Annotated in this window: 23 protein-coding genes and 1 riboswitch; of the genes, 14 read left to right on the plus strand and 9 right to left on the minus strand. The window is 67.9% G+C overall.

Annotation, left to right across the window (positions count from 1 at the left end):
• The first annotated feature begins 42 nt into the window (after positions 1–42).
• From nrdR to FHW81_RS00865, 13 genes are all read left to right on the plus strand, one after another.
• Entirely contained in the window at positions 43–507 is a 465-nt protein-coding gene (nrdR, locus tag FHW81_RS00805; RefSeq protein ID WP_003107181.1) for a transcriptional regulator NrdR, read from the plus strand.
• A complete protein-coding gene (gene ribD / locus FHW81_RS00810; protein ID WP_003107179.1) occupies positions 504–1,625 on the plus strand; it encodes a bifunctional diaminohydroxyphosphoribosylaminopyrimidine deaminase/5-amino-6-(5-phosphoribosylamino)uracil reductase RibD in 1,122 nt (373 codons plus the stop codon). The genes nrdR and ribD overlap by 4 nt, the downstream gene beginning before the upstream one ends.
• An 81-nt stretch (positions 1,626–1,706) precedes the next feature.
• A riboswitch (FMN riboswitch) is annotated at positions 1,707–1,869 on the plus strand.
• A gap of 183 nt (positions 1,870–2,052) precedes the next feature.
• On the plus strand, positions 2,053–2,712 hold the full coding sequence (locus FHW81_RS00815) for a riboflavin synthase (RefSeq protein WP_003093316.1): 660 nt from the start codon (positions 2,053–2,055) through the stop codon (positions 2,710–2,712).
• Between the two features lie 26 nt (positions 2,713–2,738).
• On the plus strand, positions 2,739–3,836 hold the full coding sequence (ribBA, locus tag FHW81_RS00820) for a bifunctional 3,4-dihydroxy-2-butanone-4-phosphate synthase/GTP cyclohydrolase II (protein ID WP_003093313.1): 1,098 nt from the start codon (positions 2,739–2,741) through the stop codon (positions 3,834–3,836).
• A 117-nt stretch (positions 3,837–3,953) separates the two neighbouring features.
• Positions 3,954–4,430: a 6,7-dimethyl-8-ribityllumazine synthase gene (gene ribH, locus FHW81_RS00825; protein ID WP_003093311.1), complete on the plus strand. Its 477-nt coding sequence runs from the start codon at positions 3,954–3,956 to the stop codon at positions 4,428–4,430.
• The gene (nusB, locus tag FHW81_RS00830) at positions 4,427–4,906 is read left to right on the plus strand and encodes a transcription antitermination factor NusB (RefSeq protein WP_003093308.1); all 480 of its coding nucleotides are present in this window, start codon (positions 4,427–4,429) and stop codon (positions 4,904–4,906) included. The genes ribH and nusB overlap by 4 nt, the downstream gene beginning before the upstream one ends.
• An 18-nt stretch (positions 4,907–4,924) precedes the next feature.
• Positions 4,925–5,893, plus strand: a complete 969-nt coding sequence (thiL, locus tag FHW81_RS00835; RefSeq protein WP_017002403.1) for a thiamine-phosphate kinase — start codon at positions 4,925–4,927, stop codon at positions 5,891–5,893.
• A complete protein-coding gene (locus FHW81_RS00840; protein ID WP_003093304.1) occupies positions 5,886–6,401 on the plus strand; it encodes a phosphatidylglycerophosphatase A family protein in 516 nt (171 codons plus the stop codon). Before thiL ends, FHW81_RS00840 begins: the two co-directional genes overlap by 8 nt.
• An 8-nt stretch (positions 6,402–6,409) precedes the next feature.
• Entirely contained in the window at positions 6,410–7,156 is a 747-nt protein-coding gene (locus FHW81_RS00845; protein ID WP_171893948.1) for a substrate-binding periplasmic protein, read from the plus strand.
• Between the two features lie 2 nt (positions 7,157–7,158).
• Positions 7,159–7,803 (plus strand): TIGR02281 family clan AA aspartic protease, encoded by a 645-nt coding sequence (locus FHW81_RS00850; protein ID WP_004351646.1) that lies wholly within the window; start codon positions 7,159–7,161, stop codon positions 7,801–7,803.
• Positions 7,804–7,933: 130 nt separating this feature from the next.
• Positions 7,934–8,551, plus strand: a complete 618-nt coding sequence (gene ribA, locus FHW81_RS00855; RefSeq protein WP_003110510.1) for a GTP cyclohydrolase II — start codon at positions 7,934–7,936, stop codon at positions 8,549–8,551.
• Positions 8,548–8,967, plus strand: a complete 420-nt coding sequence (locus FHW81_RS00860; RefSeq protein WP_003102818.1) for a hypothetical protein — start codon at positions 8,548–8,550, stop codon at positions 8,965–8,967. Before ribA ends, FHW81_RS00860 begins: the two co-directional genes overlap by 4 nt.
• Complete coding sequence (locus FHW81_RS00865) at positions 8,967–9,764, plus strand: cobalamin-binding protein (protein WP_033936210.1); 798 nt, start codon at positions 8,967–8,969, stop codon at positions 9,762–9,764. Before FHW81_RS00860 ends, FHW81_RS00865 begins: the two co-directional genes overlap by 1 nt.
• Positions 9,765–10,002: 238 nt before the next feature.
• Here the strand turns inward: FHW81_RS00865 and dxs are convergent, their stop codons facing one another.
• The 3 genes from dxs to FHW81_RS00880 all read right to left on the minus strand — a co-directional run bounded on the left by dxs (position 10,003) and on the right by FHW81_RS00880 (position 13,121).
• Positions 10,003–11,886, minus strand: a complete 1,884-nt coding sequence (dxs, locus tag FHW81_RS00870) for a 1-deoxy-D-xylulose-5-phosphate synthase (RefSeq protein ID WP_003102816.1) — start codon at positions 11,884–11,886, stop codon at positions 10,003–10,005.
• Between the two features lie 108 nt (positions 11,887–11,994).
• The gene (locus FHW81_RS00875) at positions 11,995–12,882 is read right to left on the minus strand and encodes a polyprenyl synthetase family protein (RefSeq protein WP_003093289.1); all 888 of its coding nucleotides are present in this window, start codon (positions 12,880–12,882) and stop codon (positions 11,995–11,997) included.
• A complete protein-coding gene (locus FHW81_RS00880) occupies positions 12,879–13,121 on the minus strand; it encodes an exodeoxyribonuclease VII small subunit (protein WP_003093283.1) in 243 nt (80 codons plus the stop codon). The genes FHW81_RS00875 and FHW81_RS00880 overlap by 4 nt, the downstream gene beginning before the upstream one ends.
• 157 nt (positions 13,122–13,278) lie before the next feature.
• Between FHW81_RS00880 and FHW81_RS00885 the strand changes: the two genes are divergently transcribed.
• Positions 13,279–14,448: a mandelate racemase/muconate lactonizing enzyme family protein gene (locus FHW81_RS00885; RefSeq protein WP_023116373.1), complete on the plus strand. Its 1,170-nt coding sequence runs from the start codon at positions 13,279–13,281 to the stop codon at positions 14,446–14,448.
• A 231-nt stretch (positions 14,449–14,679) separates the two neighbouring features.
• Here the strand turns inward: FHW81_RS00885 and FHW81_RS00890 are convergent, their stop codons facing one another.
• From FHW81_RS00890 to FHW81_RS00915, 6 genes are all read right to left on the minus strand, one after another.
• Positions 14,680–15,687 carry a DUF4340 domain-containing protein gene (locus FHW81_RS00890; protein ID WP_003102810.1) on the minus strand — a complete coding sequence of 336 codons (1,008 nt, stop codon included), beginning with the start codon at positions 15,685–15,687 and terminating at the stop codon, positions 14,680–14,682.
• A gap of 1 nt (position 15,688) precedes the next feature.
• Positions 15,689–17,491: a GldG family protein gene (locus tag FHW81_RS00895; protein ID WP_096067744.1), complete on the minus strand. Its 1,803-nt coding sequence runs from the start codon at positions 17,489–17,491 to the stop codon at positions 15,689–15,691.
• 9 nt (positions 17,492–17,500) lie between these two features.
• Positions 17,501–18,235: an ABC transporter permease gene (locus FHW81_RS00900; RefSeq protein WP_003102804.1), complete on the minus strand. Its 735-nt coding sequence runs from the start codon at positions 18,233–18,235 to the stop codon at positions 17,501–17,503.
• Entirely contained in the window at positions 18,232–19,158 is a 927-nt protein-coding gene (locus FHW81_RS00905; RefSeq protein ID WP_003119130.1) for an ABC transporter ATP-binding protein, read from the minus strand. The genes FHW81_RS00900 and FHW81_RS00905 overlap by 4 nt, the downstream gene beginning before the upstream one ends.
• Before the next feature lie 404 nt (positions 19,159–19,562).
• Positions 19,563–21,863 (minus strand): CHASE2 domain-containing protein, encoded by a 2,301-nt coding sequence (locus FHW81_RS00910; protein ID WP_016253006.1) that lies wholly within the window; start codon positions 21,861–21,863, stop codon positions 19,563–19,565.
• Positions 21,864–21,881: 18 nt separating this feature from the next.
• Positions 21,882–22,883, minus strand: coding sequence for a FecR family protein (locus tag FHW81_RS00915; RefSeq protein WP_003110517.1), 1,002 nt, complete (start codon positions 22,881–22,883; stop codon positions 21,882–21,884).
• Between the last annotated feature and the right edge of the window lie 103 nt (positions 22,884–22,986).

Below are 22,986 nucleotides of genomic sequence, written 5' to 3' on the forward strand. Positions count from 1 at the left end.
CGCTACCATGCGGCTTCCTTCAGCTACGCCTGTATCAGCACCATGCATTGTCCCTTCTGCGGTGCCCATGACACCAAAGTGATTGACTCGCGACTGGTCGCCGAGGGCGATCAGGTGCGCCGGCGCCGCGAGTGCCTGGCCTGCGGCGAACGCTTCACCACCTTCGAGACCGCCGAGCTGGTCATGCCGCGCCTGATCAAGCAGGACGGCAGCCGCCAGCCGTTCGACGAGGACAAGCTGCGCGCCGGCATGCAGCGCGCCCTGGAGAAGCGTCCGGTCAGCGTCGAGCGCCTGGAAGCGGCCATCGGCCACATCAAGCACCAGTTGCGCGCCACCGGCGAGCGCGAGATCAAGTCGCGGGTGCTGGGCGAACTGGTGATGGCCGAGCTGCAGAAGCTCGACGAAGTCGCCTACATCCGTTTCGCCTCGGTCTACCGGCGCTTCCAGGACCTCAACGAATTCCGCGAGGAGATCGAACGCCTCGCCCGCGAGCCGGCCAAGGAATGAACGCCGCCGACCCGCTGTACATGGCCCGCGCCCTGGAACTGGCGCGCCAGGGGCTGTACTCCACCCATCCGAATCCGCGCGTCGGCTGCGTGCTGGTCAAGGACGGCCAGGTGGTCGGCGAGGGCTGGCACGTCCGCGCCGGCGAGCCGCACGCCGAGGTCCATGCCCTGCGCCAGGCCGGCGAGAATGCACGCGGCGCCACCGCCTACGTGACCCTCGAGCCCTGCAGCCACTTCGGCCGCACCCCGCCGTGCGCCGATGCGCTGGTGGGCGCCGGGGTGGCGCGGGTGGTCGCGGCGATGCAGGATCCCAACCCCGAGGTCGCCGGTCGCGGCCTGCTGCGTCTGATGCAGGCCGGCATCGCGGTGCAGAGCGGCGTCCTCGAGGCCGAGGCGCGGGAACTCAACATCGGTTTCATCAAGCGCATGGAACATGGCCTGCCGTTCGTCCGGGTCAAGCTGGCGATGAGCCTGGACGGGCGCACCGCCATGGCCAGCGGGGAAAGCCAGTGGATCACCGGGCCCTCCGCGCGTTCGGCGGTGCAGCGCTTGCGCGCTCGCTCCAGCGTGGTGTTGTCCGGCGCCGATACGCTGCTGGCGGACGATGCGCGGCTCAACGTACGCCCCGACGAACTGGGCCTGAACGCCGAGCTTACCGCGCTCGCCGCGGCTCGCCAGCCGTTGCGGGTGCTGGTCGACGGGCGCCTGCGGGTGCCGCTGGAGTCGGCGTTCTACCAGGCCGGTCCGGCGCTGGTGGCGACCTGCGCCGCCGCCTCGGCGCGCGAACGCTTCCAGGACGCCGGCCACGAACTGCTGGCGCTGCCCTCCGCCGAGGGCCACGTCGATTTGCACAAGCTGCTCCTGGAACTGGCGGCGCGCGGCGCCAACGAAGTGCTGGTGGAGGCCGGCCCGCGTCTGGCCGGCGCCTTCGCCCGGCTGGGGCTGGTGGATGAGTACCGGCTGTTCGTCGCGCCGAAGTTCCTCGGCTCCAGCGCCCGTCCTTTGCTCGACTGGCCGCTGGCGCGGATGGCCGATGCGGCGCAGTTGCGGATCGACGACATCCGCGCGGTGGGCGACGACTGGCTGGTCACCGCGCGGCCCCATCCGCGGGACGCCTGAACTTCGCTGCGCGGCGACGCGGCGGACGATGCACAAGCGGCGCAACTGTGGTAAAACGCCACACGGCCATCTCGGTGGCCGTAACGTTCTCAGGGCGGGGTGAAAGTCCCCACCGGCGGTAATGGCGCGCAAGGCGCCTAGCCCGCGAGCGCTTGCCGGACCGGCCACCGCCGGACGACAAGGTCAGCAGACCCGGTGCGATTCCGGGGCCGACGGTCATAGTCCGGATAAAGAGAGAACGGGATTGCCTGCCTGGGCGTACCCTGTGCGCCCGCAAGATCCCCTTCGATCCAAAAAGCCCTGTTTTTCACGAAACAGGAGTTCGTCATATGTCTTCATCTTGGAATACCCGCGCTATGGCACGCAGGCCGCTCGGCGTCGCGCCGGCCATGCTGCGCGCCTGTGCGGCGGAAAAACGGGAGGTCGCATGTTCACCGGCATAATCGAGTCGATCGGCAGCGTCCGCGCAATGACGCCCAAGGGCGGCGACCTGCGGGTCTACATCGCCACCGGCAAGCTCGACCTGGGCGACGTCAAGCTCGGCGACAGCATCGCGGTCAACGGCGTCTGCCTGACCGCAGTGGAACTGCCCGGCGATGGCTTCTGGGCCGACGTCAGCCGCGAGAGCCTGGCGCGCACCGCCTTCCAGCACCTGAAGGTGGGCAGCCGGGTGAACCTGGAAAAGGCCCTGACGCCGACCACCCGCCTCGGCGGACACCTGGTGAGCGGCCACGTCGACGGCGTCGGCGAGGTGCTCAAGCGCGAGGAGAACGCCCGCGCCATCCAGTTCACCGTGCGTGCCCCGCGCGAACTGGCCAGGTACATCGCGCACAAGGGCTCGATCACCGTCGACGGCACCAGCCTCACGGTGAACGCGGTGAACGGCGCGGAGTTCGAGCTGACCATCGTCCCGCATACGCTCAGCGAAACCATCATGGCCGAGTACCAGCCCGGACGCCGGGTCAACCTCGAGGTCGACCTGCTGGCCCGTTACCTGGAGCGCCTGCTGCTTGGCGACAAGGCCGCCGAGCCCAGCGCCTCCGGCATCAGCGAAGCGTTTCTCGCCGAGAACGGTTTTCTCAAGTAACCCACGAATTGCATAAGGGGGTGCCCATGGCACTCAACACGATCGACGAACTGATCGAAGACATCCGCCAAGGCAAGATGGTCATCCTGATGGATGACGAGGACCGCGAGAACGAAGGCGACCTGATCATGGCCGCCGAATGCGTCCGCACCGAAGACATCAACTTCATGGTCAAGCATGCCCGCGGCCTGGTCTGCATGCCGATGACCCGCGAGCGTTGCGAGCGCCTCGGCCTGCCGCTGATGGTGCAGCGCAACGGCTCCGGCTTCGGCACCAAGTTCACTGTCTCCATCGAGGCCGCCGAGGGCGTCACCACCGGCATCTCCGCCGCGGACCGCGCCCGCACCGTGCAGGCTGCGGCGGCGAAGAACGCCGTGGCCGCCGACATCGTCAGCCCCGGCCACATCTTCCCGCTGATGGCCCAGCCGGGCGGTACCCTGGCTCGCGCCGGGCACACCGAGGCGGCCTGCGACCTGGCGCGGATGGCCGGGTTCGAGCCGTCCGGGGTGATCTGCGAGGTGATGAACGACGACGGCAGCATGGCTCGCCGGCCCGAACTGGAGGCGTTCGCCGCCGAGCACGGGATCAAGATCGGCACCATCGCCGACCTGATCCACTACCGGCTGATCCACGAGCGCACCGTCGAGCGCATCGCCGAGCAGCCGCTCGACAGCGAACTGGGCCACTTCAACCTGATCACCTACCGCGACTCGGTGGAGGGCGACGTGCACCTGGCGCTGACCCTCGGCAAGGTCTGCGCGGAAGAGCCGACCCTGGTCCGCGTGCATAACATGGACCCGCTGCGCGACCTGCTGCAGGTCAACCAGCCGGGCCGCTGGAGCCTGCGCGCGGCGATGACCAAGGTCGCCGAGGCGGGCAGCGGCGTGGTGCTGCTGCTCGGTCACCAGATCGGCGGCGACGACCTGCTCGCCCATGTCCGCGAGATCGCTTCGGCGCCGGCTCCGGCGCCCAAGGCCACCACCACCTACAGCACCGTCGGTGCCGGTTCGCAGATCCTGCGCGACCTCGGCGTGCGCAAGATGCGCCTGCTGAGTGCGCCGATGCGCTTCAATGCGATATCCGGTTTCGACCTGGAAGTTGTAGAATACCTGCCCGCCGAATAAGGCCTGTCCCGCCCGCCGCGTGCAAGATCGCGGTGGGCGCTATGCTGGACGGACCTTTCGACCCTTTTCGCTCGGGGCGCAACGGCGTCCCGGCTCTTTAACAGATGAGACCTGCTCATGACCCTGAAGACCATCGAAGGTACCTTCATTGCCCCCAAAGGCCGCTACGCCCTGGTGGTCGGCCGCTTCAACAGCTTCGTCGTGGAAAGCCTGGTCAGCGGCGCCGTCGACGCCCTGGTCCGCCACGGCGTGGCTGAAAGCGAGATCACCATCATCCGCGCCCCGGGTGCCTTCGAGATCCCGCTGGTGACCCAGAAGGTCGCCCAGCAAGGCGGCTTCGACGCCATCATCGCCCTCGGCGCGGTGATCCGTGGCGGCACCCCGCACTTCGAATACGTGGCTGGCGAGTGCACCAAGGGCCTGGCCCAGGTGTCCCTGCAGTTCGGCATCCCGGTCGCCTTCGGCGTCCTCACCGTCGACTCCATCGAGCAGGCCATCGAGCGCTCCGGCACCAAGGCCGGCAACAAGGGCGCCGAAGCCGCGCTGTCGGCCCTGGAAATGGTCAGCCTGCTGGCGCAGTTGGAGGCCAAGTGAGCAATCAAGACAGCGGCAACCCGGCAGCCAAGCCGCCGAAAGGCAAGACCGCCGCTCGCCGCAAGGCCCGCAGCCTGGCCGTCCAGGCCCTGTACTCCTGGCAGATCGCCGGCCAGCCCCTGCACGAGATCGAGGCGCAGTTCCGCACCGACAACGACTTCTCCGAGGTCGACGGCGCCTACTTCCACGAGATCCTGCACGGCGTGCCGCGACAGAAGAGCGAGCTGGACTCCACCTTCGAGCCCTGCCTGGACCGCCCGCTGGCCGAGATCGACCCGGTCGAGCTGGCCATCCTGCGGCTGTCCACCTACGAGCTGCGCAACCGCATCGACGTGCCCTACAAGGTAGTGATCAACGAGGGCATCGAGCTGGCCAAGACCTTCGGCGCCACCGACGGCCACAAGTTCGTCAACGGCGTGCTCGACAAGCTGGCGCCGCGCCTGCGCGCCGCCGAGCTGCGCGGCGGCAAGCGCTGATCCCGCGCCGGCGGCGTCATGGGTGAGTTCGAGCTGATCCGCCGCTTCTTCGCCGCGGCCGCCTGCGCGGCGCCGGCGGCGGAGGTGGCCCTCGGCATCGGCGACGACTGCGCCCTGCTGGCGCCGCCAGCCGGCGAACAACTGGCGGTCTCCACCGATACCCTGGTGGAAGGCGTGCATTTTCCCGCCGGTTGCGACCCTTTCCTTCTTGCCCAGCGCGCCCTGGCGGTCTCCGCCAGCGACCTGGCGGCGATGGGCGCCGCGCCCCTGGCCTTCACCCTGGCCCTGACCTTGCCGCAGGCCGACGCCGAGTGGTTGCAGGGCTTCGCCCGCGGCCTCGACGCCATGGCCCGGCAGTGCGGCCTGGCCCTGGTCGGCGGCGACACCACGCGCGGCCCGCTGAGCATGACCCTGACCGTATTCGGCAGGGTGCCGGCCGGCCAGGCGCTGACCCGCGCCGGTGCGCGCCCGGGCGACCTGCTCTGCGTCGGGGGCCCGCTCGGCGAGGCTGGAGCGGCGCTGGAACTGGTGCTGGAGCGAAGATCGGCGCCCGCCGAGGTGGCCGAACCGCTGCTGGCGCGCTACTGGACGCCGGCACCGCAATTCGGTCTGGGCCTCGCCCTGCGCGGCAAGGCCAGCGCCGCCCTGGACATCTCCGACGGGCTGCTCGCCGACTGCGGGCATATCGCCCGCGCTTCCGGCGTTGCCCTGTTGGTCGAATGCCAGCGCTTGCAGGCAAGCGCCGCGTTGAGCGGCCTGCTCGCCGGCGAGGAAGCCTTGCGCCAGCAACTGGCCGCCGGCGACGACTACGTGCTGGTTTTCACCCTGCCGCCTGAGTACCTTGGCGAGATTCGCGCCGCGTGGCCGGCCACGGCCGTCATCGGCCGGGTCGAGGCGGGACAGGGGGTGCACCTGCTCGACGCCGACGGAAAGGAACTCATACCGGCCGCGGCCGGTTACCAACATTTCGGAACCCAACGTGACTGAGCATCCTGATCAGGCGCCGGCGCAGCCGGTGCCGCCGTCGGTCTGGCGCAATCCCTGGCATTTCCTCGCCTTCGGCTTCGGCTCCGGCACCCTGCCCAAGGCGCCGGGCACCTGGGGGTCGCTGGTGGCCATCCCGTTCATCCCGCTGTGGCAGATGCTGCCGGACTGGGGCTACTGGCTGATGCTCGGAGTGACCATGCTGTTCGGCTTCTGGCTGTGCGGCAAGGTCGCCGACGACCTGCGCGTGCACGACCACGAAGGCATCGTCTGGGACGAGATGGTCGGCATGTGGATAACCCTCTGGCTGGTGCCGGAGGGCTGGTGGTGGCTGCTGATCGGCTTCGTCGTGTTCCGCATCGTGGATATTCTCAAGCCCTGGCCGATCAGTTGGGTGGACCGCAACGTGCACGGCGGCGTCGGGATCATGCTCGACGACGTCCTGGCCGGGGTATTCGCCTGGCTGGTCATGCAGGGTCTAGTCTGGGGATGGGTACACTGGCTGGTCTGAGGCCTCCCATGCGTCTGCTCGTCCTGTTCTGCTGCCTGTGGCTGCTGCCCGGCGTCGCTTCCGCCGCCCCCTCCGTGGGCGAGATCCGCGTGGTCAGCGAAACCTGGACGCGCTACACCCAGGAGGACGGTCGCGGGGTGGCCTGGGACCTGTTGCGGGCCGTCTACGAGCCGGCCGGGGTACGCCTGCGGATCGCCAACGAGCCCTATACCCGGGCGGTCGGCCTGGTCCTGCGCGGCGAGGCCGACGCCTGGGTCGGCGCCTACCGCGGGGAAATCGACGAAGCGCTTTATCCTCGCTGGCCCTATGACGTCGATCCGATCGCCGTGCTTTCCCTGAAAGACAATCCGCCGCCGCCACTGGAGGGCCTGAGCCGGTTCCGCCTGTCATGGATGCGTGGCTACGCCTTCGCCCGCTATTTCCCTACCCTGACCCCGCACAGCGAGTTGCAGCGCCGCACCTCGGCGCTGCCGATGCTGCTCAACCACCGGGTCGACTATTTCATCGATTCGCGTCCGGAACTCGAGGAAATGCTCGCAGGGGCCGGAGCGCTGGCGGCTGAGTACCGCATCACCGACGTCACTCGGTTGCCGCTGTATCTTGGCTTCTCCGATTCCCCCAGGGGCTGTGAGCTGCTGGCGCTGTTCGACCGGCGCATGCGGCAGTTGCATGCCAGCGGCGAGCTGGAGCGGATCTTCGCCCGCTGGAACTGGCCCTATGCGCCGTTGAAGGCAATCCTGCCACCCAAGGAGTGATCATGCTGCGGCTGTGCGTCGCCCTGTTTTCCAGCGTTCTCGCGTTGTCCTCGCCGGCCGCGCCCCAGGTGTTCGTGGTCGGCCTGTTCCCCGGCGCGGCGGTACTCAACGTCGATGGCCAGCGCAAGCTGGTCAGGGTCGGCCAGACCGGCCCGCAGGGCGTCCAGGTGGTCAGCGCCGACAGCCGCAAGGCGGTGCTGCGGATCGACGGCGTCGAGCGCACCTACGAACTGAGCCGCGAATACAACGAGGCAGGCTATTCGGCGCCGCAGCGGCAAAGCTTCAGCATCGCCCGCGGTACGGGTGGGCACTATTGGGTGGCTGGCTCGGTGAACGGGCAGAACATGCAGTTCCTGGTGGATACCGGCGCCACCAGCATCGCCATGAACGAGAACGAGGCGCGCCGCCTGGGTATCGATTACCGGGTGGACGGCAAGCCGATGGTCGCCTCCACTGCCAGCGGAACCTCGCGCGGCTGGCGGGTGACCCTGGACCGGGTGAAGATCGGCGGTATCGAGTTGCTGGGTGTCGAGGCGGCGGTGATCGAGGGTGGCTATCCGACCGAAGCCCTGCTCGGCATGAGTTTCCTCAACCGGGTGCGTTGGCGCGAGGAACAGGGAATGCTGCTTATCGAGGCCAAGCATTGAATGTCGCTCGCTCATAACCCGGGGTTCTATTCATCGTCCATCTCGATAGGTATTTGCGGCATTTCGAGCTGACCGGGCGCCGGACGCTGCTGGTACAATGGCGGACTTCCGTTTCCCTAGGAGTTCCCCGGTGTCCGTCGTGTTCGTCGCCGCCTCCAAACTGCCGACTCCCTTCGGCGAATTCACCATGCATGGTTTCCTCGACGAGGAGAGCGGCAAGGAACATGTAGCCCTGAGCATGGGCGACATCGCCGATGGCGCGCCGGTGCTTGGTCGCCTACATTCCGAATGCCTGACCGGCGACGCGCTGTTCAGCCTGCGCTGCGATTGCGGTTTCCAGCTGGAAGGCGCGCTTGCCGCCATCGCCGAGGAGGGCCGCGGCGTGCTCCTCTACCTGCGCCAGGAAGGTCGCGGCATCGGCCTGCTGAACAAGATCCGTGCCTATGAATTGCAGGATGGCGGTGCCGACACCGTCGAGGCGAACCTGCAACTGGGTTTTGGCGCCGACCAGCGCGACTACGCCATGTGCCAGCCGATGCTCGCGCACCTGGGCGTCTCCTCCCTGCGCCTGATGACCAACAATCCGCGCAAGGTCAAGGCGCTGGAAAGCTACGCCATCACCGTGGCGGAGCGCGTGCCGCTGCAAAAGGGCCTGAACAAGCACAACAGGCGCTACCTGGCGACCAAGGCCGGCAAGCTCGGGCACATGCTCGGCAGCCTGCACCAGGGCGAGGCGGAAACCACGTGAGTCGCCAGCAAGCCCGCGGCGCGCTGGGACGTGCCTGGTGGTTGCAACTGGCGTTGGCGCTGTTGCCGCTGATCCTGGTCGAGTTCTTCCTCGGCGAACTGCAACCCCTTCCCCATGGCCTGGCGATGCCGCTGTTCATCGCCGCGCTGCTGTCGATGTTCGTCAACCTGCCGCTGTTCGGTGCCTACAAGCGTGGTCTCATCGCCACCCAGAAAGCGCTGGATACGGCGGAGGAAGCCGCCGCCTGGACCCGTCTGGCGCAGGTGCGCCGCAAGGCCCTGTTCGGCGCCAGCCTGCCGGCCTGGATCGGCGTGCCGGGTGTGTTCGCCGGGCTCAACGGCGTTGCGCTGATCCTGCTCGGGGTCACCAGCCTGGTGCTGTTCTGGCTCTACCGTATTCCGCGTCAACTCGGTTGATGCGCTCGTTCTGGCTGCTCGCCTGCCTGCTCCTCAGCCTTTCCGCCGGGGCGGCGCAGCGGGTGGTCAGCCTGGCGCCTTCGCTGACCGACAGCGTCCTCGAACTCGGCGCAGCGCGCCGCCTGGTCGGCGTGCTGGATGGCGGCGAGCGTCCGGCGGCGATTGGCGACCTGCCTTCCGTCGGCCGCTACGGCCAGGTCAATCTCGAACGCCTGCTGGAACTGCAGCCCGACCTGATCCTGGTCTGGCCCGGCAGCGTGCCCGAGGCGCAGTTGCAGCGCCTGCGGGACTTCGGCATCGCCCTCTTCATCGCCGAACCGCACAGCCTCGACGAACTGGCCCAGCAACTGGCTGCGCTGGGCGAGGCATTGGGCGAGGCCGAGGCCGGCCAGCGGTTGTCGGCCAGGTTCCGCGAAGGCATGCGGCGCCTGGCCGAGCGCTACCGGCGGGACAAGCCGCTGAAAGTGTTCTACCAGGTCTGGGACCGGCCGCTGTACACCATTGGCGGACGCCAGGTGATCAGCGATGCGCTGCGCGTCTGCGGCGCCGAGAACCTATTCGGCGACCTGCCGCAGCCGGCGCCGCAGGTCAGCGTCGAGGCGGTTCTGGCGCGCGATCCGGCGGTCATCGTCGCCGGCAGTCACGCCCAACTCGAACTCTGGCGGCAATGGCCGGCGCTGGCGGCGACGCGGCGCGGACAGCTGTACCGGATCGAAGACAAGAACCTCGAGCGGCCGAGCTTCGCCATGCTGGCGGCGACCGAGAAACTCTGCCGCTCGCTCGCCGGGGCGCGCTGAATGCTTGCCGGTATCGCGCGCTGTATCGGCGGATAACGCCGGCGGCGTTGTTCGCCCTACGGGCAATTGGGGGGTAGGGCGAATAACCGCAACGCGGTTATCGCTGCCAGTCGGCGGGGTATGTCGGTATGGTGGTGTATCGGCGGATAACGCCGGTGGCGTTATTCGCCCTACGGCAATTGGGGGGTAGGGCGAATAACCGCAACGCGGTTATCCGCCGTTGTCGCTGGGTTTGGCGCTACTGCCGGTCGAGACGCTGGCGTACCGCCTTTTCGATGCCCGCGGCATCCAGGCCGCATTCGGCGAGCATCTCGCTGGGCTTGGCGTGTTCGACGTAGTAGTCGGGCAGGCCCAGTTGCAGCAGCGGGACTTCGAGGCCCTCGCTGGCGAGGAACTCGCCGACCGCCGAGCCGGCGCCGCCCATCACGGCGTTTTCCTCGATGGTCACCAGCAGTTCGTGGCTGCCCGCCAATTCGCGTACCAGGGCTTCGTCGAGGGGTTTGACGAAACGCATGTCGACGACCGTGGCGTCGAGGCTTTCGGCGACCTTCATCGCCTCCGCCAACTGCACGCCGAAGACCAGCAGTGCGACCCTGCCGCCGCGCCGACGGACCACGCCCTTGCCGATCTCCACCGGTTGCAGGTCCGGATCGATCGGATGGTTGGGGCCGCTGCCGCGCGGATAGCGCACCGCGGCCGGGCCATCAAACAGGTAGCCGGTGGTGAGCAGCTTGCGCAGCTCGTCCTCGTCGCTGGGGGTCATCACCAGCATGCCGGGGATGCAGCGCAGGTAGGAGATGTCGAAGCTACCGGCGTGGGTCGGGCCGTCCTCGCCGACCAGGCCGGCGCGGTCGATGGCGAACAGCACGTCGAGGTGCTGCACGGCGACGTCATGAATCAACTGGTCGTAGGCGCGCTGGAGGAAGGTCGAGTAGATCGCTACCACCGGCTTCATGCCCTCGCAGGCCATGCCGGCGGCCAGGGTCACGGCATGCTGTTCGGCGATGGCGACGTCGAAGTAGCGTTCCGGGTAGCGTTCGCTGAAGGCCACCAGGTCGGAACCTTCCTTCATCGCCGGGGTGATGCCGAGCAGGCGCGCGTCCTGGGCGGCCATGTCGCACAGCCACTGGCCGAAGACGCTGGAATACTTGGGTCCGCCGGTCTTCTTCGGCGCACTGCCGGGAGCTTCCAGCTTGGTGATCGCGTGGTAGCCGATCGGATCCAGTTCGGCCGGGGCGAAGCCCTTGCCTTTCTTGGTCACCACATGGAGGAACTGCGGGCCCTTCATGTCGCGCATGTTGCGCAGGGTAGCCACCAGGGTCGGCAGGTCGTGGCCGTCGATCGGGCCTATGTAGTTCCAGCCGAGCTCCTCGAACAGGGTGCCGGGGACCAGCATGCCCTTGGCGTATTCCTCGGTGCGCCGGGCGATCTCCCAGGCCCCGGGCAGGCGCGAGAGCACCTTCTTGCTGCCCTCGCGCATGCTGCTATAGGTGCGGCTGGAGAGGATCTTCGCCAGGTAGTTGGAGAGCCCGCCGACGTTGTGCGAGATCGACATGTCGTTGTCGTTGAGGATCACCAGCATGTCGGCGTCGACTTCCGAGGCGTGGTTGAGTGCCTCGAAGGCCATGCCGGCGGTCAGCGCACCGTCGCCGATCACGGCCACCGACTTACGCTCCTTGCCTTGCAGGCGGGCGGCGATGGCCATGCCCAGGGCGGCGCTGATGGAGGTGCTGGAGTGGCCGACGCCGAAGGTGTCGTACTCGCTCTCTGCGCGGCGCGGGAAGGCCGCCAGGCCGTTCTTCTGGCGCAGGGTGCCCATCAGCTCGCGGCGCTCGGTGAGGATCTTGTGCGGATAGGCCTGGTGGCCGACGTCCCAGACCAGGCGGTCGTCCGGAGTGTCGAAGACGTAGTGCAGGGCAATGGTCAGCTCGACCACGCCGAGGCCGGCGCCGAAATGACCGCCGGTCTGGCCGACGGTATACAGCAGGTACTGGCGCAGCTCGTCGGCCAGGGTTTCCAGGTCCGCCTCGCCCAGCCGGCGCAGTTCGGCCGGCGAAGAGGCGCGGTCGAGCAGGGGCGTGGCGGGGCGCTCGCGGGGAATCTCATGGAGCGTCTTGGGCATCAGGCTGTCGTTATGCAATCCGGAGAGGCCAGCAGTTTACCTGATGCACCGGCCGCGCCCAAGCAAGGGAGCCCCTACCTTTGCCGGGGACTTCCGACGACCCGTCGGTCAGTTGCGTCGCTCGACGATGTAGCGGGCCAGTTGGCGCAGCGGGTCGGCGCTCGGCGGAAAACCGTCGAGGGCGGCCAGGGCCAGGTCGCGCAGCTCCAGGGCATAGCCTTTGGCGGCCTCCAGGCCGAGCAGGGCGGGATAGGTCGGCTTGTTGTGCGCCTGGTCCTTGCCCTGGGTCTTGCCGAGGGTGGCGGTGTCGCTTTCCACGTCGAGGATGTCGTCCTGCACCTGGAAGGCCAGGCCGATCGCTTCGGCGTAGCGTTCCAGGGCGGCCAGCGCGGCGGGCTCGGCGCGACCGCTGGCGAGGGCGCCGAGGCGCACGCTGGCTTCGATCAGCGCGCCGGTCTTGTGCCGGTGCATGACTTCCAGGGCCGCCTGGTCGAGGGCCACGCCGACCGAGCCAAGGTCGATCGCCTGGCCGCCGACCATGCCGGCGGAGCCTGCGGCGCGCGCCAGGCGGGTGAGCATTTCCAGACAGACGGCATGTTCCTGCGGATTGCGCCGGGTGTCGGCGAGCACTTCGAAGGCCAGCGCCTGCAAGCCGTCGGCGGCGAGGATCGCGGTGGCTTCGTCGAAGGCCCGGTGGGTGGTCGGCTGGCCACGGCGCAGGTCGTCGTCGTCCATCGCCGGCAGGTCGTCGTGGACCAGCGAGTAGGCATGGATCAGCTCCACTGCGCAGGCCGCGGCGTCGGCGCGCTGCGGCGCACCGCCGAGGGCCTCGCAGGCGGCGTAGGCGAGCAGCGGGCGAACCCGCTTGCCACCGTTCATCACGCTGTAGCGCATGGCCTCGTAGAGGCGTTGCAGTTCTTCGCGGGGAGCGACGAACAGGGCGTCCAGGGCGGCATCGACGCGCGCCTGGCAGCGCGCCTGGTAGGCCGCGATCATGCCTCGTCGCCTTCCGCATCGAACGGCGCTTCGCTGAGCTCGCCGTCGCGTTCGAGGAGGATCTGTACCTTCTGTTCGGCCTGGCTCAGCGACGTCTGGCATTCGCGGGTCAGGCGGATGCCCTGCTCGAAGGCGCCCAGCGACTCTTCCAGCGACAGCTCGCCGCTTTCCAGGCGTTCCACCAGGGTTTGCAGCTCGGTGAGGGACTGTTCGAAATCGAGGGTTTTCTTGCGGGCCATCGGGGGAGTCTCGGCGAGGTGTACAAAACCCCGCGACACTAGCAGAGGGGCGGGGGCCGGGCAAATCGGCGGAAGGTCGCTACGACCGATCGGGACGACCATGGCGGCGGCCTTGGCTAAGGTGGAGAGAGGTCCAGCGAGGAGGAGCCGACAGGCGATGCGCATCCAGGAGGTCCGGGAACGCAGTATTCCCCTTTCCCGTTACGCCGGCGTGGCGGCTGCCACCGGTGGTTTGAACACCAGCCTGGTGGCGGTGCTCACCGATACCGTGCGCGACGGTCGGCGTGTGGTCGGCTACGGCCACGCCTCGGTAGGGCGTTACGCCCAGGGCGGGCTGATCCGCGAGCGTTTCGCCCCGCGCCTGCTGGGGGCTCCGGCGGACAGCCTGGCGAGCGACGACGGCAGTGGCATCGATCCGTTGCGTGCCTGGGACCTGATGATGCGCGACGAGAAGCCCGGCGGCCACGGCGAACGCTGCGTCGCGGTGGGCGCCCTGGACATGGCGCTGTGGGATGCCGCGGCCAAGGCCGCCGGCCTGCCGCTGCATCGCTTCCTGGCGCGACGCCTGGGGCTGGCGGAAGACTATCCGCAGCGCGTACCGGTCTACGCCGGCGGCGGCTACCCCTATCCGCACGACGACCTGGGACGCCTGGAAGAGGAACTGCGGCGCTTCGTCGATCTCGGCTACACCCACGCCAAGATCAAGATCGGCGCGGCCGGGCTGGACCAGGACCGGCGCCGTATCGACAGGGCGCTGCGGGTTCTCGGCGACGCTTCGCGGCTGGCGGTCGACGCGATGAACCGCTACGACGCGGAGGGCGCCGTCGATGCAGCGAAAGCCCTGGCGCCGCTGGGGTTGTGGTGGTTCGAGGACATCTGCGACCCCCACGATTTCCCTACCCAGGCCGAAGTGGCGGATATCTATCCGGGGCCCATCGGTGCCGGCGAGGCCTTGTTCTCTCTGGCCGAGGCTCGCTTGCTGGATCTCTATGGCGGCGTGCGGCGGGAGCGCGACGTGCTGGTGTTCGACCCCGTGCATTGCTATGGCCTGCCGGGCTACCTGGCGATACTCGACCACCTGTGCGCCCGGGGTTGGCCGCGCGCGGCCTTCCGCCCGCACGCCGGCTACCTGTTCAGCCTGCACTTGGTGGCGGCCCTGCGCCTGGGCTGGGCCGAGGCTACGCCGTCGGCTTTCCGGCCATTCGACGATTTCGCCGGTGCCCTGCCGTTTTCCTCGGGATTGGCGGGATTGCCACAATCGCCTGGTATCGGCTTCGAGCGCCAGGCGACACTTGCCGGGCTGTTCCGCAAGCTTCTGGAGGCCTAGAGAACGGTGATTGGCTGGGGTTGTGCGGAGGCATTAAAAAAGCCGGCTTGTGGCCGGCTTTTCTGGGGTGGGGTTGGCTTACTTCTGATAAGCCGCGCCTGCCTTAGGAATTCTGCATCGACGAGCCGAGGGCTCGTGAAGGAAGCGCTACTCTAGCAAACTCGGCCAGTCCTGCCCAGCATCCCGCGGGGCTCTATTTCGCCGGCTGCGAGCGGCGCCTGGCGAGAGCGCTCAGCACTTGGGCGACGAGGGCTTGGCCGGCTTGCTTTGCTTCACCGGCGATGCCTTGGGTGGCTGGGGCGCGGGAGCGGTATCCGGACTCAGACCCTCCACGCGGTAGCGCCAACCCTTGACGGCTGAGACCTGCCCGTCGGCGAAGCCCTTGCTGTCGGTCAGTTGCAACCAGTACTGGCGCTCCAGTTCCAGAAGCTGGCCCTGCAGCGTGCCGCCGGCGAAACTCTTGAGCGTGAAGGTCAGCAGCGGTTTTTGCCGCGAGGCCTTGGCCGGCGCGACCTCCAGCAGCCTGAGCGCAGCGAACAGGCGTGCGGCCTGCTCGGCTTCCGCCTCGCCCATCAACTGTGGCCTGGATGGGAACTGTCGCAGGCGGATGCCATCGTCCTTTTCACTGGCTCGGGAAATGTTCAGCCGTACGCCGTTGCCATAGGACAGGGTCAGTTCGCGCAACTGTTCGAATGGCAGGTCGGTCAACCGAGGGTCGAGCAGGGCCAGGTCGTTGACCGGCAGGCCGACCGTTCGGTCGATCAGCCAGGCCCCCTCATCGTCGGCCTGCCTGACCAACTGCCCGCCCTGCGAGGTGCGCTTGCCCAGCAACAGGACCAGCGGCGGCGCGTCGCCGCGCTCCAGGGTGATCCGGCTGGCCTGGCCCTTGCCCTGGTCGGAGAGTCCCATGCGTTCGCGGTTTTCCGGCGAGGCGCTCTTTTCCTCCAGCAGGCGCGCGTCGGCCAGGCTGCGCAACAGCTGCCGGATGGTTTCCCCCGAGGCGGGATAGCCGTCCTTGCTGGCGAGCGTCCAGTCCTTGCCATCGCGCCTGGCGCGGATCGTCGGTTGGCCGGGGGTGGCGATGCACAGCGCGGTCACCTGGTGCGGTTTCAGCCCTGGCAGCCAGGCGCGGCTCGCAGGCGGTTGCGCGGGCGGTTGCTGCCGTTCGTGGAGCCAGCCCAAGATTCCGGCGAACAGCGCCAGGGCGAGAGCGAGTCCCGCTACGTTACGCAGGCGCATGTCAGCCCCTCCTCCGGCGCATGCTGCGCCAGCTCCAATGCAGCAGGAGGAACAGGGTGAGCAGTGCCGGCAGCAGGACCGTATTGGCCAGTTTCACCTGTTCCCCCAGGCGCTCGACATCGGCATTCAGCTGGAACTGCAATTGACGCAGTTGCTGGCGGATGCGCAATTTGTCATCGATGAAGCGGCGCAGCGTCGCTTCCATTTCCGGAGTCACCTCCTGGTCGCCGGCGTCCATCGATTGCTGCAAGGTGCGCAGGTTCCTGTCGGTGTCGTTGAGGCTTTGCTGCAGCGCGTTGAGCTGTTCCTGGGCGCGCAGCCCGGCCTCGCGGCGGAGCGCTTCCACGCGGGTGAACGGGCGCTTCGTATGGCCTCGCGAGCGTAGGTCGATCAGCGCGTCCGAACCGGAGAGGTAGTCGAGGGCATTGCCGACGAACAGGTCGTTGTCCGCCCATACCTGCGGCTCGTTGTGGCCGGGCTGTTCCTGGAGCCAGAGCGGATTGCTCAGCAGGTCCGTATCGGCGACCAACAGCACATGGATGTTCGCGCTGTCGCTCAGGCCTTCGCCTTGCTTCCCGCGGTCCGCAGGGAAGGCACTCGTCGCCGGCCCCTCGACCTTGGCGGCCAGCACGTAGCGTTCCCCGGTCGGGACCAGGGTGGCGTTGAGCTGCTCCGTCGAGGATTGGCGGAAGCGTTCCAGCGACAGCGGCATGCTGTGCGCCGAGCTGTGCAGCAACGGAATGAAGCGCGTCGAGGCTCCGCCGAGAGGTTCGAGCAGGCCGACGCTGGCGAGGTTGAGGCTTTCCAGGCCGGTGGTCAGCACGTTGTCGTGGGGGAACGTGTCGCCGGGGAGGTGTAGCCAGGTCGGATTGCGCTCCGGGCGACGTTCGGCGTTTGGCTTGATCATGGCGAACGAGGCATCCGCCAGCAGGGTATCCGGCCGCAACTGGACGCCCCAGGAGCGCAGCAACGGGGCCAGGTCGGAGCTTTTCCCGCCGTCTGCATCGGCGAGACTCAGAGGGTCGACGAAGGCCAGCAGCTTGCCGCCGCGCAGGACGAACTGGTCGATGGCGTATTGGGTCTGTTCGGACAATTGCCTGGGGTGCACCAGCATCAACACCGAGACTTCGGCGGGGATTTCCGTCGAAGCGAGCCCCAGGGTGCGGATGTCGAACTGTTGGTAGAGCTTGTCCATCATCGCCCAGGGCCTGCTGCCCGGCTGCCCGTCGGTGGGCGCCTGCCCGGACATCGGCAGCGAGCTCATCAGGCCGACTACCGTGCGTTCCCGCTGTGCGAGTGCCTGGACCAGGCGGCTGAGATCGTATTCCAGAAGCGGCTCTTCTTCCGGCGAGAAGAACGGGATCACCTGGAGGCCGTCGGTCGGGTTGGTGGCCGCCAGGCCAAAGTAGATGGCTTCGCCATTCGGGCCGATGGGCGGCGCCTGCAGGCCGAAGCGCGCGGCACGGTCCTCGTCGTCGGAGAATGGCAGGGGATCGATCACGAACAATCGGACATTGCCATGGCTCCGCCGTGCATAGAGGTCCAGCACTTCCTCGACGCGGCGGGCGTAGTTGCGCAGGGCGGGCAGGTCACTGGCGCGGCTTTTCGAAAAGAACAGGTAGAGGTTGAGCGGTTCGTCGAGACTGTCGAGGACTTCCTGGGTGCCGGCGCTGAAGGTGTAGAGCTTCTGCTGGGTGAGGTCGAACTGCTGGTCGCGCAGCAGCAGGCTGGACAGCAGGTTGAAAGCGAGGAACAGCAGGCCGACCAGCAGCAGGCCGACGCCCGAGTACAGGGTTCGTTTCATGGATGTTTCCTACGCTGCCTTTTTCAGGTCGATGACGATGGTGGTGGCGACCAGCCAGGCGACGATCAGGCTGCAGAAGTAGGCCAGGTCGCGGACGTCGAGCACGCCCCGGCCGAGCGCCTCGAAACGGACCAGCACGCTCAGCGAGGCAATGCCGTCCAGCAGCCATTGCGGAAGCCAGCCGGAGAGCGCCTGTTGTACGTGGGGAGTGCCGGCGCCGACGAATAGCAGGCAGACGAGAACGGTCAGGGCAAAGGCGATGATCTGGTTCTTCGCCAGCGCCGACATGCAGGATCCGATGGCCAGGTAGCCGCCGGACAGCAGCCAGCCGGCCAGGTAGCCGGCGATGATCGCGCCGTTGTCGGGCGAGCCGAGGTAGTTCACCGTCAGCGGCATCGGGAAGGTCAGCAGCAACGCCAGCCCGGCGCAGAACCAGGCCGCGAGGAACTTGCCGGTGACCAGGGTGGCGCGGGAGACGGGCAGGGTCATCAGCATCTCGATGGAGCCGGACTTGCGCTCCTCGGCCCACAGGCGCATGGCCAGCGCGGGGATCAGCAGGAGGTAGAGCCAGGGCAGGCTGGAAAAGAACGGCGCCAGGTCGGCCTGGCCGCGCTCGAAGAAATCGCCCAGGTAGAAGGTGGCCACGCCGGAGAGGACGAGGAATACCAGGGTGAACACATAGGCGAGCGGCGTGGCGAAGTAGCTGCCCAGCTCGCGTCTGAAAATGGTGCCGATGGCGGTCATGCGGGGGTTTCTCGGGTCAGTTGGCGGAACACTTCTTCCAGTTGGCCGTGTTCGGTACGCACCCCGGATACCCGCCAGCCGCTGCCGTGGATCAGGCGGTTGAGCGCGGGAAGGATCTGCACGCCGGGGCGGGCCAGAATGGTCAGGGTGCCGGCCCGGTCGGGGCGTCCTTCGATACCGGCGACGCCGGGGAGCATGGCGATGGCCAGCGGGTCTACCGGTGCTTCGATGCTGAGGCTGACGGCATGGTGGTAGCGGCTGCGGGTCCTGAGTTCGCCCGGGGTGTTGTCGGCCAGCAGGCGGCCGCCGTTGATCACCAGGGCGCGGCTGCACATGAACGAGACTTCCTCGAGGATGTGCGTGGAAATCACCACGATCTTGCTTTCCGAGAGGTTCTTCACCAGTTGCCGGACCTGGTGCTTCTGATTCGGGTCGAGGCCGTCGGTGGGCTCGTCGAGCAGGAGCAGCTCGGGATCGTGGAGGATCGCCTGGGCCAGCGCGACGCGGCGCTTGAAGCCCTTGGACAGGGTTTCGATGATGCTCCTGCGCTCATCCCGCAGCTCCATGCAGTCCATGGCGCTGTCGATGCGCCGACGTTTTTCCCGTCCGCTGTAGTCGCGGATGGACGCGACGAAGGCGAGAAAGCCCTCGACCGTCATTTCTCCGTAGCTGGGAGCGTTCTCCGGCAGGTAGCCGATCAGCTTCTGTGCCTGGCGCGCCTTGTCCTGCATGTCGAAGCCGAAGATGCGTACGCTGCCGGCGCTCGGCGCGAGGAAGCCGGAAAGCATCTTCAGGGTGGTCGACTTGCCCGCTCCGTTGGGGCCGAGGAGACCGACGATCTCTCCCCGGTCGATGCGGAAGCTCAAGTCGTTTACCACCGTCCGGCCGGAAAAGCGTTTGCTCAGTCTGTCTATGTCGATCATGGTTTCACTGGAAGTTGAGCCGTTTGCTGATATGCGTAGGGGATCGCATGAGCGCGGTAGATTACCGGGAGTTATTGGCTGGTTTTTCCAGTGGGCTCTTTTTAAGATTAGTTACTTATATTGTTGGGAAACTTCCTACGAACTCTCGTTAAAAGATGGAAGTTATCGAGACTTCCAGGGCAGCCCTGTAGCTGGCGCAGCGCCTTGGTTCCGCTGTGGGAACGCGGCCATGTCGCGCTCGCTGGTGCCTATGTTGGGGACGCGTCGATTCCCCCTGCGGAGTTTCACGAGGGAAGGCAGTTGCCGTTTCGATAGACGGGAAGCGGAATAGCCCGGCCGCCTGGATCTTCCGAACTTCGAGACCAATGCAAGTTGGAGGAAGACCCGACTTCCGCCAGTAGCGGTTATTCCTCGCCTTTCAGCAGCGGAAGGCGAATCTCGAAAGTGGTGCCCTGGCCAACCTGGCTCTGGCAACCGATCCTGCCGCCGTGCCGGTCGATCACCGTCTTGACCATGGCCAGCCCCAGGCCCAGGCCGGCGCTGCCCTCGGCGGAAGCGAAGCGCTGGTACTGGCTGAACAGGCGCGGTAGTTCGGCGGCCGCGATACCTTTGCCCTGATCGACGATCCGGCAGCTCAGCCAGTCGCCTTCGAGGCGGATGCTCAGGCTGACGACGGTCCCCGCCGGGCTGTACTTGACCGCATTCTCCAGCAGGTTGAACAGCGCGCGCGTGAGCAGGCCGGGGTCGGCCCAGACCATCGGTTCCTGCTCGTCGTCCCAGTCGCGCCGCAGGTCGATGTCTTTCTGTTGCGCGAGGGGCCAGAGCTGGTCGGCGGCGTCCATCGCCAACATGGTGAACATGCACGCTTCGAAGCGGTAGGCGTCGGATTCGGCCTTGGCCAGTTGCACGAAGGCGTCGGTCAGGCCCAGGGCGCGACGGACCTGCTGCTCTATCTGTCGGTAGACCTGCTGGCCGGCTTCGTCCTCGGCGGGGCGGACGTCGAGCAGGGCGAGGATCGCCGAGTGCGGCGCGCGCAGGTCATGGGAGAGGAAGCGCAGGAGGGTGGCTCGCTGGCGCTCGGCATCGCGTTCGGCGCTCAGGTCGATCAGGCTCACCAGCCAGCCGATGGCGGTTTCGCTTTCGACCGGCAGCAGGCGCGCCAGGTCGAGGCGCAGGTCGCGTTCCCGGTGGTCGCGGAACTCGATGGCTTCCAGGGTTTCCAGCGTTGGGCGGGCGCCGCCGGCGAGGCTCGGATGGCCGAGTTCGGCCAGGCACTGGCGCAGTTCGGCGCCGCGCAGCTCGCCGCCGAACAGGTCGCGTGCCTTGCGGTTGGCCAGCAGGATCTGCCCCTGCGGGTCGCAGATCAGGGTCGCCACCGGCAGGCCTTCCAGGCCGTCGGCCATGAACCGCCGGCTGTCGCGGGTGCGGCTGACCGCCTGCTCCAGGGCGGCGATGCGGTTCTGCAATGGATCGTTGCCGGCGCGCGGGGGGCTGGCCCGCTCGGGCAGCACCTTGGGCTCGCGGTCGAGACGCGCCAGTTCCCAGCCAAAGTAGGCGAGCACCGCGTTCAGCCGGCGCCAGCTCCAGATCAGGTAGGCCAGCAGCAGGCCGACCAGGCTGGCCAGCGGCGACCACCACCAGCCGTTGAGCAGCAGCGCCCAGGAAAGACCCAGGGCCAGGACCGCGCAGGCCAGGGTGAGGAGCAAGGCGTGGCGCGAGCGGAACAGCATCAGGCCGAGCAGCAGCGCTACGCTGGCGGCGGAGAGCAGGGCGGCGAGCCAGGGTTGCAGGTCGACGGCGGTGCGCTGCTGCAACAGCCCGTTGAGGATGTTGGCCTGGATCTCCACCCCCGGCGTGGTGCCGAGGCTGGCCGACAGCGGGGTGACATAGCGGTCGCCGAGGCCCGGCGCGGTGGCGCCGACCAGGACCAGGCGGTCGCGCAGCAGGCTGTCTGGCACCTCGCCGCGCAACACGCTGACGTAGGGCACGCTGGGGAAGCCCGCGTCGGCACCGATGAAGGGAATGCGGATGGCGTGGTCACGCTGCCAGCCGGGCAGGTTGCGCATGTCGTCGAGGCCGGGCATGGGCATGGCGCCGGCATCGGCGAATGCTTGCCAGGCGAGCAGCGGGCGCGGCTGGCCGAGCGGTCCTTCGCGCAGGTAGACGCTGCGCACCGTGCCGTCGCTGTCCGCTTCGACGTTGATATGCCCGATGCCGGCGGCGCAGCCGGCCAGCGGCGCGGTCGGCGGTATCTCCCGTGGCGGTTCGCCGTAGCGCGGCACGCTTTCGCGCAGCAGTGGCAGGAGGACGTTGCCGGCCCGGCACAGCGATCTTGCCAACTGGCGGTCGCTGTCCGGATTGGAGGAGGGTTCGCTGAAGATCACGTCGAGCAGTACGCTGCGTGCGCCGGCGGCGGCCAGGCGATCCAGCAGCTCGGCGTGGACGCTGCGCGGCCAGGGCCAGCGACCGAGGCTTTCCAGGCTACGGTCGTCGATGGCGACGACGAGGATGCGCGGATCGACGGCCAGCGGGGCGAGGTTGCGCAGGCGGTCGTAGAGCAGGTTGTTCAGCGGCAGGCCGCTGCTCAGCGAAAGCAGGGCGGTGAGCGGAAGGAGCAGCAGGCTGACCAGCAGCCATTCGCGCACCAGGCCGCGGAACAGCCGCTGCGCCTGGCTGGGCTCGTCCTGGCGGTCGAGCGCCTTCATCGGCGAGGCCCCGGCGCCCTATCGGGCACTGCCGCCTCGCGGGTAGTAGAGAATGTCGTATACGCTGGTCTCGCCCTCCAGGCCGTCGTTGTCGAAGGCCGAGAGACGGACGTGGTAGAAGGCCGCCTTGAGTCCGCTGAAACTGACTTCCGGGGTGCTCGAGAAACGCTCCTGCTGGATGCGCAGGAAGTCCGGATCGCTGGCTACCTGGGCACGGTAGCGCTTGGCGCCGTGCAGCGGGGCAAGATAGAGCTTCCAAACCGGAGACTCGCCGTGCTCGCCGCCCTGGCCGCGCAATTGCGGGGCGGGTAGCAGGTCCACCGGCGTCAGCTTGCCCTGCGGCTTGACCTTCAGGCCGCGGCGGGCGTCGACCAGCACGTCCTCGTCCGGCTCGGCCTGCGCCGCCTTGCGGGCCGGGCGCCTGCCGTTGAGCGGCAGGTCGTCGCTGGTCAGCTCGCGGTTCACCGCGACGCGCCCGTCGAGCACTTCGGTCAGCGCCTGGCCGTCTTCGGTGCGGGCGCGGAAGTGGGTACCGCGCACGCCCAGTACGCCGACCGGGGTCAGCACCTGGAAGCGGTCGTGATCGCTCTTTCTCTTCAGGACATAGGACTCGACCTGCCCCGCGCGCAGGGCGATCTGCGGAATGCCGGTGTCCTCGTCGAGGTGCAGGGTGACTTCCGAACTGGAGGGCAGGACGATGCGGCTGCCGTCGCCGAGCAGCAGGCTGACGAAGGCGGTCGGAGAGGTCTTGACGCCTTCCAGTTCGTCGATGTCCATGCCTTCTTCCAGGGGCGTCTGGTTGCCCTTGGCGTCGAGCTTCCAGGCGTCGCCGGCGAGATAGAGCACGCTGGCGGGGAGCGGCTGGGGCAGGCACGTTTCGCCCTGCTCGATGAACGGCGGCCGTTTCGTCTTGGCCGGCGCGGCCGCGACGGAGCCGGCGAGCAGCGTCAACAGTCCGCCCAGCGCCAGGGCGGCGCAAGCCGGAAAGAGGGATCGGGAAGTAAGGGCGAGGGCTGTCATAGGCTTCACTGGGCGGCGGGTCAGGTATCGCTGGCGGTCCGGTCAGGCTGCAATCTGCCTGATCGGGCGCCGGTTTCGCAATCCTTGCAACGACATCGGGAGC

It is taken from the genome of Pseudomonas sp. RC10-4-2 (genome assembly GCF_050433085.1).
In the GTDB taxonomy this organism is placed as follows: domain Bacteria; phylum Pseudomonadota; class Gammaproteobacteria; order Pseudomonadales; family Pseudomonadaceae; genus Pseudomonas; species Pseudomonas aeruginosa.

Excerpts from the sequence above, each read along its gene's own strand:
- FHW81_RS00900 (WP_003102804.1), bottom strand. The coding sequence starts at position 18,235 with ATGACCGCCATCGGCACCATTTTCAGACGCGAGCTGGGCAGCTACTTC.
- FHW81_RS00815 (WP_003093316.1), top strand. The coding sequence starts at position 2,053 with ATGTTCACCGGCATAATCGAGTCGATCGGCAGCGTCCGCGCAATGACG.
- ribBA (WP_003093313.1), top strand. The coding sequence starts at position 2,739 with ATGGCACTCAACACGATCGACGAACTGATCGAAGACATCCGCCAAGGC.
- FHW81_RS00865 (WP_033936210.1), top strand. The coding sequence starts at position 8,967 with ATGCGCTCGTTCTGGCTGCTCGCCTGCCTGCTCCTCAGCCTTTCCGCC.
- FHW81_RS00875 (WP_003093289.1), bottom strand. The coding sequence starts at position 12,882 with ATGATCGCGGCCTACCAGGCGCGCTGCCAGGCGCGCGTCGATGCCGCC.
- dxs (WP_003102816.1), bottom strand. The coding sequence starts at position 11,886 with ATGCCCAAGACGCTCCATGAGATTCCCCGCGAGCGCCCCGCCACGCCC.
- nrdR (WP_003107181.1), top strand. The coding sequence starts at position 43 with ATGCATTGTCCCTTCTGCGGTGCCCATGACACCAAAGTGATTGACTCG.
- FHW81_RS00905 (WP_003119130.1), bottom strand. The coding sequence starts at position 19,158 with ATGATCGACATAGACAGACTGAGCAAACGCTTTTCCGGCCGGACGGTG.
- FHW81_RS00890 (WP_003102810.1), bottom strand. The coding sequence starts at position 15,687 with ATGCGCCTGCGTAACGTAGCGGGACTCGCTCTCGCCCTGGCGCTGTTC.
- FHW81_RS00910 (WP_016253006.1), bottom strand. The coding sequence starts at position 21,863 with ATGAAGGCGCTCGACCGCCAGGACGAGCCCAGCCAGGCGCAGCGGCTG.
- FHW81_RS00850 (WP_004351646.1), top strand. The coding sequence starts at position 7,159 with ATGCTGCGGCTGTGCGTCGCCCTGTTTTCCAGCGTTCTCGCGTTGTCC.
- thiL (WP_017002403.1), top strand. The coding sequence starts at position 4,925 with ATGGGTGAGTTCGAGCTGATCCGCCGCTTCTTCGCCGCGGCCGCCTGC.
- FHW81_RS00880 (WP_003093283.1), bottom strand. The coding sequence starts at position 13,121 with ATGGCCCGCAAGAAAACCCTCGATTTCGAACAGTCCCTCACCGAGCTG.
- FHW81_RS00845 (WP_171893948.1), top strand. The coding sequence starts at position 6,410 with ATGCGTCTGCTCGTCCTGTTCTGCTGCCTGTGGCTGCTGCCCGGCGTC.
- ribD (WP_003107179.1), top strand. The coding sequence starts at position 504 with ATGAACGCCGCCGACCCGCTGTACATGGCCCGCGCCCTGGAACTGGCG.
- FHW81_RS00915 (WP_003110517.1), bottom strand. The coding sequence starts at position 22,883 with ATGACAGCCCTCGCCCTTACTTCCCGATCCCTCTTTCCGGCTTGCGCC.
- FHW81_RS00885 (WP_023116373.1), top strand. The coding sequence starts at position 13,279 with ATGCGCATCCAGGAGGTCCGGGAACGCAGTATTCCCCTTTCCCGTTAC.
- ribH (WP_003093311.1), top strand. The coding sequence starts at position 3,954 with ATGACCCTGAAGACCATCGAAGGTACCTTCATTGCCCCCAAAGGCCGC.
- FHW81_RS00895 (WP_096067744.1), bottom strand. The coding sequence starts at position 17,491 with ATGAAACGAACCCTGTACTCGGGCGTCGGCCTGCTGCTGGTCGGCCTG.